Raw genomic sequence first — 13,595 nt, forward strand, 5'->3', positions numbered from 1 at the left:
TCTCTCACACTCCCTGGCCGGCACGGGCGCGGAGCATACCGGCCGGTGCCACGTCTTCGATGGGGAGACCACGACGAGCCGCGACCTCTTCCGGACGCTGCAGCATCTTCAGGGCGGCCACGGTGGCGTGGACGACGTTGATCGCGTTGTCCGAGCCGAGGCTCTTGGCGAGAACGTCATGGACGCCCGCGCACTCGAGCACGGCACGCACCGCGCCACCGGCGATCACACCGGTACCGGGGCTGGCCGGACGCAGCATCACGACACCGGCGGCGGCCTCACCCTGAACCGGGTGGGTCACGGTGCCACCGATCAGCGGCACGCGGAAGAAGTTCTTGCGAGCCTCTTCGACGCCCTTCTGGATCGCGGCCGGGACTTCCTTGGCCTTGCCGTAGCCGACACCGACCATGCCCTGGCCGTCGCCGACCACCACGAGAGCGGTGAAGGAGAACCGGCGGCCACCCTTGACCACCTTGGAGACACGGTTGATCGCGACGACCCGCTCGAGCTGGTTGCGGTCGTTGTCGCGGCCACCGCGGTCACCGCCGCGACGGTCACGGCCGCCCCGGCGATCGTTGCGGTCTCCGCTTGCGTTGTTGTTGTTGTCGTTTCCGGCGGGTCCGTTTCCGCCGTCACGCTGACGTCCGGGCATCAGAGGATCCCTCCGGTCTTGGTTTGGGTACATGTGGTCATCATCAGAACTGCAGGCCTCCCTCACGGGCGGCGTCGGCGAGCGCGGCGATCCGGCCGTGGTAGTCCTTGCCACCACGGTCGAACACGACGGCGTCGATGCCGGCGGCCTTGGCGCGCTCGGCGATCAGCTCGCCGACCTTGCGGGCCTGGGCGGACTTGTCGCCACCGGCCGCGCGGACGTCGGCCTCGATGGTCGACGCCGCGGCCAGCGTGTGGCCGGCGAGGTCGTCGATCAGCTGCACGTGGATGTGGCGGCTGCTGCGCTTGACCGCGAGACGCGGACGCACCGGCGTGCCGGCGACCTTCTTGCGCAGGCGGAAGTGACGACGGTTGGTCGCGGTGCGACGGCGGGTCGACACATCCTTGCCGAGGGGCTTGCGGACTGTCTTGGCTGCTGTATCACTCATGGCTTACTTACCCGTCTTTCCGACCTTGCGACGGATCTGCTCGCCTTCGTAGCGAATGCCCTTGCCCTTGTACGGGTCCGGGCGACGCAGGCGGCGGATGTTCGCCGAGATCTGGCCGACTTGCTGCTTGTCGATACCCGACACCGAGAACTTGGTGGGCGACTCGACGGCAAAGGTGATGCCCTCGGGAGCCTCGATCGGCACGGGATGGCTGTAACCGAGCGCGAACTCGAGGTCCTTGCCCTTGGCCTGGACGCGGTAGCCGACACCGAAGATTTCCATCTTGTTGGTGTAGCCCTTGGTCACGCCCTCCACGAGGTTGGCGACCAGCGAGCGGTTCAGGCCGTGCAGGGCACGGTTGCGGCGCTCGTCGTTGGGCCGGGTGACCACGATGGTGGCGTCTTCCTGCGCGACGGTGATCGGCGCGGTGACGGTGTGGCTGAGTTCGCCCTTGGGTCCCTTGACGGTGATGGTCTGGCCGTCGATGGAGACGGTGACGCCCGCGGGGATCTCGATCGGGTTCTTACCGATACGCGACATGTTTGTGTACCTCCCCTTACCAGACGTAGGCGAGGACTTCGCCGCCCACGCCCTGGTTGGCTGCCTGGCGATCGGTGAGCAGACCGGACGACGTGGAGATGATGGCCACGCCGAGGCCACCCAGGACCTTGGGCAGGTTGGTGGACTTGGCATACACCCGCAGACCCGGCTTGGACACGCGGCGCAGACCGGCGATGCTGCGCTCCCGCGAGGGGCCGTACTTGAGGGCGACGACGAGGTTCTTGCCGACCTCCGCATCTTCGGTGCGGTAGTCGGTGATGTAGCCCTCACGCTTGAGGATCTCGGCGATGTTCACCTTGATCTTCGACGAGGGAAGAGTCACCTCGTCGTGGAACGCCGAATTGGCGTTACGCAGACGTGTCAAGAAGTCTGCGATCGGGTCAGTCATGGTCATGGTTGACCGTCAACCTTTCTCGTAGCGGTTCCCATACAGCGCCGGTCAGCGATGTGACTCCAGAGGATCGCTCCCCTGACCTGCGGTGGGCCTTCCACGAAGTGGATAGTTGTTATCTGTTCTCGTCGCCGATGCCCTTGGCTTTTCACCAGCACCGGAGACTGTTCAGTTATGGTCCACACGCGTACGTGTGGTGAGTCCCTGGCACCTGAGGCGCACAGGCAACCGGTCTAGTGTAGAGAATTCGCTGGCCAGACCCAAATCGCCGCCGGCAGCGCCGTCTCCACCGCGACAGCGCCCGTCCCCACCGCGACAGCGCCCGTCTCCACCGCGACAGCGCTCAGGGCGTGAGTGAGAAGTCGTATCGCGAGGTCGGCACGACGTCGAGTTCCCGGTCGGCGCCGAAGCGCGCGACGCTGGCCAGCATGGCGGTCAGCCGCCGCTGCAGTTCTTCGTCGTCGCCATCGCTGCCATAGAACGCGTGGGGATCGGAGATGGCCGCCATCGGGAACAGCTCTTCGACGATGCCGGTCACCCGCACATCTCCTCGGTCACCGGAATCCGTTGTCAGACAACGCTCGACGATGTTCTGGTAGTAGCCGAAAGTCGCCTGGGTGTCGATGGCCACCTGTGTGTGCTCATCGAGCCAGATCCGCAACCATTCGTCATAGGCGAGATCCTGCGGCCGTCGCAGGAGGGCGATATTGGCCAGTGCGTCGACGCGCGTGCCGTCGGCGGTCGGCGGCGGGTCGAGCGGCGCACGGGTCTGCACCTCCCACGCCGCGAAGCTGTCCACATGTGCGTCGATGCTCTCGAGCGCTGCGGCGGCATCAGGGGCCCACACGCTGATCACCGCATCGATCGGCGGGTCGAAGGTGGAGATCCGCATCGCCCCCTGCACCGCGTCGTCGGAGATGTTGATCTGGAGACGTCGGACTCCCGCGGACGCGCAGTCGGCTCGAAATGTCGGGGTCAGTAGCTGCCCGCTCCCCCAGACCGCCACCATCACCTTTCGATCCCCGAGACGCCGGCTCATGTCGGTGAGGGTAGCGGCGCCGAAGCCGCCGGCGGTCGAGATCGGCTCGACCGACCGGATGACCATCGGCCCCGTGCGGCGGGTTCGGCGTTAGTCTGCCGAAGTGAACTGGGAAGTGTTGTCATGCGGCCTGCGCGGTCACGAGACCTATCGCCCCGACGAGTCCGAACTCGCCGATCGCCTGCACGTCGACAGCGCCGCCGGCCAGGCGTGGCGGTGTCTGCGATGCGGCGACTTCGCCGTGGGTGAGCCCCGACGCAGCGGTCCTGCCGACCACGCACCCGAGGTTCCACGCGGCGCGCTGCTGCGCGACCTGATCATCATGCGGGTGCTGGCCGTCGAGCGGCTGCTCCGCGGCCTGTTCCTGGTGCTCGCGGGGGTCTTCGTCATCGAGCTACGCCACAGCCAGCAGACCCTGCAGGAGAAGTTCGACGCCGAGCTGCCCTTGTTGCGGCCGATCGCCGACCAAATCGGCTGGAACATCGACGATTCCAAAGTCGTCAGCTGGATCGAGAAGGCGACGACGCTCTCGAGCACGACGATCGTCCTTGTCGGATGCGCCCTGCTCGCTTATGGCGCAAGCCAATTCGTCGAGGCTTTCGGTTTGTGGTTCGCCAAACGATGGGGCGAGTACTTCGCGGTGATCGTCACCAGCATCTTCATCCCGCTCGAGGTCTACGAACTCGTCGAGCGTGTGACGGTGTTCAAGGTGCTGCTGCTCGCCGTCAACGTGGCCGCGGTCATCTGGCTGATCTGGAGCAAACGCCTGTTCGGGGTGCGCGGCGGCGGGGAGGCCTACCACGCCCAGCACAGCGCCGAGAGTCTGCTGACGGTCGAGCGGGCAGCCGTCGCCGACGGACACTGATCCACAGCCGCCGAAAGGCACGATCCACAGTTCCCTCGCGGTTGGTTCCGAACCCGGCCCCCGGGTGCAAGAGTGAAGGCATGGACACCAGCCACCTGACCTCGCTCGTCGACCAACTGATCGGGACCGCCCACCGCAGCCGCAGCGGCCGGGCGGCGCAGACCCTGCACGGCGACTCCTCACATCGGCTTCGGCACACCGTCATCGCCCTGGTGGCCGGGCGTGAACTGGCCGAACACGAGAGCCCCGCGGAGGGCAGCGTGCAGGTGCTGCACGGCCGGGTGACCATCACCGCCGGCGACGATGTCTGGAAGGGGCGTCGGGGCGATCTGGTGATGCTGCCCGACGCGCGGCACAGCCTGTCGGCACAACAGGATTCGGCGATTCTGCTGACGGTGATCACGGGGTAGGGCTTTCGGGTCCGCTGAAGAGACCGAAAGCACCTACTCCTCGCACCTCGTCAGGATTTGCCTTACCTCACGGTGGGCAGGCCGAAGAGTGTCGATCGTCGCTGTAGCCCTCTCCGAAACCGTGAATGGAACCCGGCCACACCTTGGCGATCCCGTGTCGACGGCCGTGGAAGCGCCATTCTCCCGCAATGGAACCCAGCTGCGAAGACCGGGACCATCAGCGCGCCGCCATCAATCGACGACGACACCCTCATCGGCTCAATGGAACACGGATCGAACTCAGGGCGACACGCAACCGCAGCTCGGACGCAGGTTTTACGCTCTCCATGCCAACCACACCAGCCATGCCGAGGTTCGTCAGCACACGGCGGTCTTACATACAGGTGACGTAAAATACTGGGAGCGTATGTTGAGACGTTGGTATGCACTTCGTCAACCGCAGGCGCGAATTAGCGGACCTCGGTCGCTGGTCGACAACGCCTTAGCGGTGACCTCGAACGATGTGCTCGAACCGGATTCCTGACCACTCGAGGACAACTCACGGCTGCCTGATCTGGACGCTCTTCGTTCGAACGACCTCGGCAGCGATGTCCTACCGGAACACACTCCCCTTGTTCTCCGACGCCTCGACGCGCTCGACGATCCACTCGGCGATCACTTCGGCCTTGCGCTTACGACTGGTTTCCTTGCGGGTGTCGAGTTCTTGCTCGGCGATGATGTCGCGGAGCTGATCAACCGTGAGCTCCCCCAACCGTGCCGTGAGACCTTGGGCACCGGATTCTCGGTAGACCACGAACGGGTCGAAGGCACCGGGCTGCCGTGCCACCCGCTTCTTCGGTGCCGGCGCGCGTTTGCGAGGTGTCGGCGCGGGCACAGCCAAAGCGGTGCCGTCGCCCGGCCGCAAAGCGTCGATCACGCCGGTCAACGCAGCGGCGAACCGAGACGATCGGTCCGCCTCGTCGATGATCACCCGCGTCAGCCCGGCGATCAACTGGGCTGCCTGCGGATTCTTGCTGTCGAGCTGGGCGAGGGCTCCTCCGATGGCGGAGTACTCCATGCGGCGGCGTGCATCGTCGGAACTCATTCGATCTTCCCCTGTGCTTCGGTCATCACATCAACGGTGAGGGCGCGGAACTGGTCGAACTGCCCCTGCGTGCCGTACTTGGTCTTGAGTGTTCCGTAGCCGGCGAATTCCGCCGCCGCAGCCACCGAGTTGGCCTCGTTGATGTAGCTGGGCAGGACGTTCTGGATGGTGGGGTCACGGCGTAGACGTTTGGTCGTCGACCGGTGCACCGCGGAATTGGCCTTGTACTTGGTGATCACCACGCCCAGTTCGACGATGGTCCGTCCGATCTCCTCGCTGAACTTGCGCACGCGATTCTGGATCTGCGGAATTCCATAGGTGGACAACACATCCGGGATCGTCGGGATGATGTAGGCGTCCGCCGCGGCCAGACCGTTGAGGGTCACCGGTCCGATGTTCGGCGGGCAGTCGATCAGGACGTAATCGTAGAAGTCGATGACCGGCGCGATCGCCTGCCGCAGAAAGCCGGTGCCCCCGTCTGCTACCCCGCCCTGCACGCGCAGGGCGCTCAGTTCTTCCTGCACCTCGATGAGATCGAGCGACGACGCGAGCAAATCGACGGTCGTCACCCGCTTCACCGGCGACACGCCCCGCTCGATCGCCTCGTCGAGCCGGAAGTACTCGGTGCCGTTGACCGCGTCGGAGAACAGCGTTGCCAGGGTCCGGCCGTTGGTGTTGAGCTCGAACCACCGTGCCTCGCTGATCATCATCGTGGTCAGGTTGATCTGCGAGTCGAGGTCGATGAGCAGCACTCGCTGACCGAACTCCGCCGACATGAACTCAGCGAGTCCGCCGGTGACTGTGGTCTTGCCGACCCCGCCCTTCAAGCTGATCGTCGCGATCACCTTTGCCATCGGGAACTCTCACCTTTCGTGTGATCACGCATCGACAATCGCCCCTGCCCCGTCCTTGCGGACGGTGAATCCGACCTTCGGCGAAGGATCGGCGAAGTACGGAAGCGCGTAGGAGAACAGGGTCGCCACGTCACGCGGGTCGGCCACACCGCGCTTGTGCGACTTGATATGCCGGCTTCGCGGCGGTGGGTCGCTGGCGAACAACAGGATCATCGCGCCGCGCGTCCGCTTCCGGAGCTGCGCCGCGAGTGGACCACCGACGTCCTTCTTCGGATTGCCGGCGATGTGCTCGATGGCGTCTCGCTCGCGCACCGCGGTGCCGGTGAATCCGGTGCGGTACTCGGCCTCTTCACGTTTGCGGTTCACGAGAGGAAGTTCTCTCGGGTAGTCGCCGATCATCACCGGCTTCTTGGTCTTCGGGATCGGCAGCAGGATCGCGAGATCTTCCAGCGCACCACGCTCGATCGCCGACTCGAAGGCCTTGCGGTGTGGCTCGAAGTCCCAGTTGGCGTCCCACACGAACTGGCTGATCGCGTCGAGAACGACGTCGGCACCGACGATCCCGTAGCGCGCCTCGAAGATCCGTGGCGTCTGGTCCTTGTCGATGAACGAGAACGAACCGGTGCGGTCGAGCGCATCGAGCAACGGACGAACGGCGCGGAAATGGCTGGCATTGTTGGCGCCGTCGCCGCGCGGGGCCTGCATCGTGAAACTGAAACTCTGTCCGCCGACGCTGCGATAACTCAACTCTGCGTTGTACATCTTGTTGGTGGCGGTCGGCTTGAGCCATGGCAGCCGCTGGAACACCATCGGCGGCACGTCTCGTGGCGTGACCATCGGCTCGCCGGCTTCGTTCAGCCCCTTGAACCTTCGCAGTTCGTCGCGGAACTCCTCCTCGTCGCCGACGATGGCCTCGAACGCGGCATACATGTCGACCACCGTCCCGCCGGGTCCGGGAACCTCCCGACCGATGAACAGCCGCACCAGATCTCGGTATCCGGGTCGGAAACCGAACCACCGCCCCATCTGCATCAGCGTGTCCGCCTGTGCAGTTCGCCGGGTGTAGTAAGTGGTGGTCAGCCCTTCGACCGTGAAACCGCGACTCAGCTTGGTGCCGCCCACCAGGATCTTCCACACCGAGCGCTCCTGGAAGTCCAACGGTTCCTGTACATAATCCTTGTCGGCGGCACCGTTGACGATGATCACCGGACTGATCCCCGCACCGATCCGGTCGCACGCCTCCCCGATGAACCCCTCGAGCTCGTCAAAGTACTGAGGGGTCGGTGTCCCCGGCTCGGCACGATCGGCCGATACCACACGAAAATCGCTGTCCCACAGCTCCTCCAGGCGCGCCAGTCCGTGCGGCTGACTGTAGCCGGCGTTCTTCCAGAGACTCTCGAAGTCGGCGGCGAGGGACTCGTGCTCCTGCTGTTTGACCGATTCGTGTACGAGCATCGTGTGGTGACGGAAGTCCCCACGAACTCCCCGGTTCTGCCGGAACAATTTGATCGCCCCGGCCAGCACGTAGGAGTCCAGCGCCCCCAACCGTTCTGCGTCACGGTCCTCGTCGCATTGGGCTCGCAGACCCCGGACAAAGGCCTTCTCGTTGGAGTTGGCGGGGGTCTTCTCGGCCGTCTCGGAGAGATCATCACCGAGGTCGGTGTCACCGTCGTGGAAGTCGGCACCACCCATGTACTGCTTGGGGCGGTCGAGGCTGACGATGAAGTCGTTCGGGAAGATGTTCACCGAATCATCCGGATCGACAAACACATTGGCGAATGGTGTGGCGGTGTAGCCGACGTACTGGCTGCGTCCGAGCCGCTCGAGGAGCAGCGAGATCTGTTCGTTGATCGCGGTGCGCTCGATCCGCCCTGCGGCAAAATTCTTGGGGTTCTGCGTGTTCACCGACGCCTGGTCTGCTTCGTCGTCGATGATCAGAGTCGGGATCTGGTCGAGCGGTGTGGGAATCCGTCCGACGTCGGCGACGAGTTTCTTCAGCACCGCCGCATTCTTCTTGACCACGGCAACCCGAACATTGCTCTGATAGAGGTTGACCGGGTCGAACAACGGCTTCGAATGGTCGACGAACTCGTAGTGCAGGGTGCCAATCCCCTTCGCGAGCGCCTTGTAGTCATCGACACGACCGGTCAGCCGACGGATGGCGGGAGCCTCGTTGGAGTGATTCGGGTCGAGCACGTGATGGAGAAACTTGCCGGCGTGCCAATCCTCATCGTTGGCGTACTCGACCTCGTCGATGTTCTGCATGCCGATGAGTTCCATGTCGAGCCGGCGCTGGGTCTGACTGCGCAACAACTCGATCGTCCCGGTCAGCACGATCACCAACCGATACCCGGCGTCGATCGCCTTCGCGATCACACCGGTGAAGTTGGCGGTCTTGCCGCTCTGCACGTAGCCGACGACCAGCCCCTTGGACTGATACGGCTCCTCGCGAGTCGGATCGGCCAGGCGCTGCACGACGGCGTTGGTGGCCACCCCCAGGTCCTCGACGGTCTCCGCACCCCACCCCTTGTCGAGGAGGAGTCGACGATAGGCAGACCAATAGAAGTCCTGCGCCGCACGCCGTTCCGGCACATACCAGGGTTCCCAGGGCTGCGGCGCAACGATCACCGTCGGCCCGCCGGCGATCGGGAAGGCCTCGGTGAGCGGCTCGAAGGCCGCGGGCGGAATCCCGAGAAGCGTATAGATCAAGGTCCTGCGTTCGGGGGTCTGTGCCTCGGTACCACCGGTCCACGCCGCGGCCTCTTCGGCGTCCCAACGAATCAGGGCCGATCGCACCGCCGACTGGACCGACGCGGCCTCGTCGGAGACCATGACGTCGACCACCAGATCCGTGGTGACGGCGGAGGGGTCGTGTCCGGCGTCCATCACGCGCCCGGCCACCGCGCCGAGGAATCGGGTGGGCGCGAGGTCGGTCGTGAACTCGCGGACCAGGGCGTCGATCACCACGTCGATCACTTCGGACTCCCCTCGTCGGCGGCGAGCGCCGCGATCAGGACACGTTGCCAGGCATCCATCTGTTCGACCTGTCTGGCACTATGCCGCACGGCGTCGAACATGTCCTGGGCAAGGAGGTACACCAGAGTCCTCAGCACGGGAACATCGTCGGCGGAACGGCGGCGCCCACCCAGTTGCGTGCGGAACCGGGCGTTGAGCCACAACGTGCGTGACTCCAGATCAACCTCGAAGAACCGATCGGCGGCCAGCACGCGCCAACCGATCGCGACCGGGTCCGCCGTGTCCACGAACGAGAAGCTGTCGGCGAACTCGTCGGCAACGTCGTCCGGTAGACCGATCCCGGGTTCGACGACGCTGATCGGCCGACGCTGTACGCGTCGGGCCGCGACGGCGGTGGTCGCCGCGTCATCGAGGTAGTCGTCGGTGAGCGCCTGGTGCAGCGCGGCGGAGAGCGTCGCGTCCAGGGTCACCCCGGACTTCTCCGGATTGATGGTGATGTGCTGGGCGAGAACGTCATCGAGGTCGACGCTCACTCGTGCCAACGCCCAGTCCGGCCGGGGCCGGAGCACGCCGAGCCACCCGCCGGCATGGAGCAGGCGGTCATTGCGGTAGACGAAAAATCCCTGCGAGTCACGACCGGGTAGGCCGCCGAGTTTGTACTCGGGTGCCGAACTGCGAGCCGGCCAGATGTGCGCCTGCACCGCGTCGCGACCGAGGGCCGCCAGTGGCCGCGGGTAACCGGCTCGCCCGCTCACCCGGTAGCCGAACGGATCGATTCCGCGCACCGTCCGCGGTGCTCCGGCACGTCCGATGGCCTCGTCGAGAACATCGATCGTGATCGCCAAGCCCGTGGCGATCAGTCGGTGGAACACGAGGCCGAGGTGCGCCAGCAGATCACCGACGACGGTCTCGAGCCAGGCGACTTGTTCTTGCGCCGACGCCGTGTTCGGAAAGGTACGGATACCCCGCCATTCCACGACGGTGCCGGTCTCGAACGGAAAGCGCGGCCGCGCGGCCGTGATGACCTTCTCCGCGTCGGCATCCGGCAGTGTGGACAGTCGTGGCGGGTCGTGACGGTCATCGACGGCGAGCCGACGCGCCACCGGAAGATTCTCTGCCGCATGCGAATACACGGTCACGGTGTCGGCTTGACTGAGGGAAGCAGCTTTCAGCCCGACACCGAAATGCCCCTGATCGGCGGCCCCATACGCGCGCTGTACGCCGTAGCGCATCGCCGCATCGATGGTGTCGGCGTCCATACCCCGACCGTCGTCGATGACCCGCAACCCGGTGATACGTCGGCCGGATTGCAGAAACCGGAGCAGTACGTGCGTTGCGCCCGCGTCGATGCTGTTGTCGATCAGATCGGCAACCGCGGTCGCGACGGTGTGATGCAGGCCGAGTGCGCGTTCGGTGGCGGTGAATGCGGTCGGTTCGGTCGTCATCGCACGGTGACCGTCCAGGCTTGCTCCAAGAGCGCGGCGACCGTGTCGTCACGGGACTGATAGCGGCTGAGGATGCGTCGCGGTTTGATGTCCGGATCGAGTCCGATCCCCGCCGCGAGCAGTGGTGCGACGTCGGAGTCGGCGACATCCTGCGGATCAGTGACGCCGATCAGGGCAAGGGCTCCGCGAACCGGGTCCGCGGCATCGGTCTCGGCGCACGCCACCACGTCGAACCCGCCGCCTTCGGAATAGGTCAGGAACACCAGATCTCCGGGCTGCGAGGACAATTCGTTGAGAAAGCGGCGGATGGTCCCGCATGTCGGGTTCGTTCCGGTCCATCGGAGCATCTGTGTACCGAGCCGGCTGGGCAACTCGCGCACGACGCCGTGGGTGCATCCCAGTGCCTGCGCCACACCGACAGGAACGGTGAATCCGGAACCACGAAGGTGTTCGGAGGTGACGCGGAGCCGAAAACACCAGGTGTCCCCGATCCGATACAGGCGGCGCGTAGGCCGGACGACAACGGCGACCGCTGTCGAATCCGCCTCTGCGGCGGAGTGTTCGGTGGCCGGACGATCAACGGCCGGCGTTCGTGGTGGCGTTTCTGACCCACCGACTTCTTCACCGAGAGACTCCGTCAGGCACCACAGGCCGTCCGGGGTGCAGGTGAAGCGCTCATCCTCATCAAGGTGTTTCACGACATGGTGTTCGGGTCGATCGGTGTTCAGCAGATCACTCAGGCGGTCGATGCCCAAAGGCCCGCGCACTTCCAGAATCCCGGCGGCATGATCGGCCAGACGGCGGGTGGACAACAACACGTTGTCGTCAAGGATCGGGATCTCGCAGTACTGCAACCACTCTCGGACCTCATCGGTCGACAGCCGAAGCGTCGACGCCGCGACGGGGACGGGCACGACAGCGTTGACGGATTCGAACTGCTCGAGCATCACGATCGTCCGCCCCTTGGCCGAGCGGAGATCGGGAGCCACCGCCCAGCCCCCGGTGACCTCGAATCCATCGTCAAGCCGGTCGAGCGCGAGCCATAGCGGCACGCCCAGTGAGGGCACCTCGGTGCGCAGAACGGGCTGCATGTCGAGCAGACGGTCGAGTGAGGTCACCGGCTGGATCTCGGCCCGAATGCTCGCGAGCAATCCGCCCGCGGTGGTCTCGAATTCACATGCAGCGGCCAGGTCCTGCTTGAGCTTGGCCACGATGCCGCCTGCTCGCCCTTTACTCACGTGCAGCCGGACGCTGAGCTGTCCCATGCTGATCGGTTCCGCGGCCATGACGAACTCGGTGAGTGCCAGCATCTCCCGGTCATCGAGTTGCTCGATCAGGTTCTCGAGCTCGTCGACCGGATTGGACTCCACCATCGTGGAGAAATCCTTGCCGGTGATCGCCGAGATCCGGGTGGCGACCTCCTGGACCTGTTCGGGAGCTTCGTCCTCGATCCCGACGGAGATGAGCGGCGCGCCCAGACTGCCGCGCAGACCGCGCCACCGTGCGAGCACTCTGAGGTCGTCGACGAGTTGCACGGCTACCGGACTGTCGGCCTCTTCGTCGGGGAGGACCCCGTGTTCGGGTAGTCGCAGGATGGACGCTCCGAGCACACCGGCGGCGACCTCCTGCACGGTGTCCGGGCTCGTGCCCTTCAACGCGAACAACGACGCCACACTGGACGACAGCAGTGTGCGGACGACTGCTCGGTCCCCGAGTCGTCGGACAACGGTCTCGGCGCGCGGATCAAGACGCAGGCCGGCGACGGGGATCGCCGGGTCGAGGAGCGGCGCGAGATCCCCGAAGGTGAGGTCCCGATGCCGCCGGACCGCAAGACGAGCCAGGCCGACGGCGAGATCGTCGAGAGACATGTCGGCGGCCGTGTCGCGCGGGGAGTCCGCGATCCACCAGTCCGACACGTTCGGGACCAGTTCTTCGAGGCAGGCGGCATCCGCCGATTCGTAGGAGTCCAGCCACGGGAAGAGGTCCACCCAGGTGTCATCGCGCAGGTCTGCGGCGTCGTACTCCGAAAACGCGAACATCACCCTCGAACTCCACCATTTCGCCACCACGCATGAGGTGATGATCTCCCCTCGGAGCTTAGCCAACCGAGGGAACCGCGCACTTCGGGCAGGCAGGTGCACCCGAGGGTTCACTCACCCGGTGGACACCGAACAGGGCAACCGATCGAGGCCTCCCGAACTTGTCGTACCCCCGTGATGTCATGAACGCACCCTCGAACAAAGGAGCGACCATGGCCGATCACGCCGCAGCAATCCGGGGCATCCCGCGCTGGCATCCCGATCCCCTCGTCCGTGAGACGCTGTCCACCATCCGCCGGTTCGGCTGGGCGGTGACAGCGGTCGGCGACGGGTGTTCGTGCGGGGATTCACGGTGCGCGCCGCCGGACTGCGCGTTCGCGTACACGACGGGTCTCGCGTTGCACTCGATCCCCGATCTGGTGGTCTTCGGTCTCGACGCACGCACCGGTTGTGAGTTGCTCAACGAACTCGGTGAGTTGTTCCACCGGGTCGACTGGCGATCGGTGGTCGACGGTCGGACCGAACTCGAGGTGCATGCGCTCGAGGTGCGGGTCCGGGTGATCGAGCTCGTCGACAAGTCCGACATGCTCATCACCAACGAGCTGTTCCCGAACCATCCTGCGCTGCAAGTGGTCTGGGCCGACGATCTGGGTACCTTCCCGTGGCAGACGGGCTATGCGCTGCAACCGATTCATCAACCGGTCAAGGGCGTCCCCGACACGAGCACCGCTCACGCCGGCGGCCCACGAGTCGTGAGTGCGTCGGTCGGCGGCAGTCGGGTCGAGTCTCGCCGTGCCCGGCGGCGCGGCCCTCGCGAGTAGAGCGGACGCC

General features: G+C 65.4%; 13 protein-coding genes. 3 read left to right on the forward strand and 10 right to left on the reverse strand.

The features are described 5' to 3' along the window. Positions 1–4: 4 nt before the first annotated feature. The 5 genes from rpsE to AC5ZH6_RS19150 form a co-directional block, all read right to left on the reverse strand. The gene (gene rpsE / locus AC5ZH6_RS19130) at positions 5–652 is read right to left on the reverse strand and encodes a 30S ribosomal protein S5 (RefSeq protein ID WP_006370413.1); all 648 of its coding nucleotides are present in this window, start codon (positions 650–652) and stop codon (positions 5–7) included. A gap of 43 nt (positions 653–695) precedes the next feature. Then, positions 696–1,100 (reverse strand): 50S ribosomal protein L18, encoded by a 405-nt coding sequence (gene rplR / locus AC5ZH6_RS19135; protein ID WP_006370414.1) that lies wholly within the window; start codon positions 1,098–1,100, stop codon positions 696–698. A 3-nt stretch (positions 1,101–1,103) separates the two neighbouring features. Then, positions 1,104–1,640: a 50S ribosomal protein L6 gene (gene rplF / locus AC5ZH6_RS19140; protein WP_006370415.1), complete on the reverse strand. Its 537-nt coding sequence runs from the start codon at positions 1,638–1,640 to the stop codon at positions 1,104–1,106. 16 nt (positions 1,641–1,656) lie between these two features. Then, on the reverse strand, positions 1,657–2,055 hold the full coding sequence (gene rpsH / locus AC5ZH6_RS19145) for a 30S ribosomal protein S8 (RefSeq protein WP_006370416.1): 399 nt from the start codon (positions 2,053–2,055) through the stop codon (positions 1,657–1,659). Between the two features lie 340 nt (positions 2,056–2,395). Next, the gene (locus tag AC5ZH6_RS19150; protein WP_014360944.1) at positions 2,396–3,157 is read right to left on the reverse strand and encodes a hypothetical protein; all 762 of its coding nucleotides are present in this window, start codon (positions 3,155–3,157) and stop codon (positions 2,396–2,398) included. Positions 3,158–3,194: 37 nt separating this feature from the next. On the opposite strand from AC5ZH6_RS19150, the gene AC5ZH6_RS19155 reads away from it, so the two are divergent. Beyond that, positions 3,195–3,956: a DUF2127 domain-containing protein gene (locus AC5ZH6_RS19155; protein WP_079930639.1), complete on the forward strand. Its 762-nt coding sequence runs from the start codon at positions 3,195–3,197 to the stop codon at positions 3,954–3,956. A gap of 80 nt (positions 3,957–4,036) precedes the next feature. Then, a complete protein-coding gene (locus AC5ZH6_RS19160) occupies positions 4,037–4,366 on the forward strand; it encodes a cupin domain-containing protein (RefSeq protein WP_006370419.1) in 330 nt (109 codons plus the stop codon). Positions 4,367–4,958: 592 nt separating this feature from the next. On the opposite strand, the gene AC5ZH6_RS19165 is transcribed toward AC5ZH6_RS19160, so the two are convergent. Genes AC5ZH6_RS19165 through AC5ZH6_RS19185 form a run of 5 tightly spaced genes read right to left on the reverse strand, consistent with a single transcriptional unit; the run spans position 4,959 to position 12,764 of the window. Continuing rightward, complete coding sequence (locus AC5ZH6_RS19165) at positions 4,959–5,450, reverse strand: hypothetical protein (RefSeq protein WP_006370420.1); 492 nt, start codon at positions 5,448–5,450, stop codon at positions 4,959–4,961. After that, positions 5,447–6,304 carry a ParA family protein gene (locus AC5ZH6_RS19170; protein ID WP_006370421.1) on the reverse strand — a complete coding sequence of 286 codons (858 nt, stop codon included), beginning with the start codon at positions 6,302–6,304 and terminating at the stop codon, positions 5,447–5,449. The genes AC5ZH6_RS19165 and AC5ZH6_RS19170 overlap by 4 nt, the downstream gene beginning before the upstream one ends. Positions 6,305–6,328: 24 nt before the next feature. Continuing rightward, positions 6,329–9,280 carry a Z1 domain-containing protein gene (locus AC5ZH6_RS19175; RefSeq protein ID WP_265076811.1) on the reverse strand — a complete coding sequence of 984 codons (2,952 nt, stop codon included), beginning with the start codon at positions 9,278–9,280 and terminating at the stop codon, positions 6,329–6,331. Then, positions 9,277–10,725, reverse strand: coding sequence for an ATP-binding protein (locus AC5ZH6_RS19180; protein WP_265076812.1), 1,449 nt, complete (start codon positions 10,723–10,725; stop codon positions 9,277–9,279). The genes AC5ZH6_RS19175 and AC5ZH6_RS19180 overlap by 4 nt, the downstream gene beginning before the upstream one ends. Beyond that, complete coding sequence (locus tag AC5ZH6_RS19185; RefSeq protein WP_265076813.1) at positions 10,722–12,764, reverse strand: hypothetical protein; 2,043 nt, start codon at positions 12,762–12,764, stop codon at positions 10,722–10,724. Before AC5ZH6_RS19185 ends, AC5ZH6_RS19180 begins: the two co-directional genes overlap by 4 nt. Positions 12,765–12,976: 212 nt before the next feature. Here AC5ZH6_RS19185 and AC5ZH6_RS19190 point away from each other — a divergent pair, with 212 nt between their 5' ends. Continuing rightward, positions 12,977–13,585 carry a DUF4262 domain-containing protein gene (locus tag AC5ZH6_RS19190; protein ID WP_026919943.1) on the forward strand — a complete coding sequence of 203 codons (609 nt, stop codon included), beginning with the start codon at positions 12,977–12,979 and terminating at the stop codon, positions 13,583–13,585. Positions 13,586–13,595: the final 10 nt, after the last annotated feature.

Source organism: Gordonia sp. YC-XJ4 (assembly GCF_059511865.1).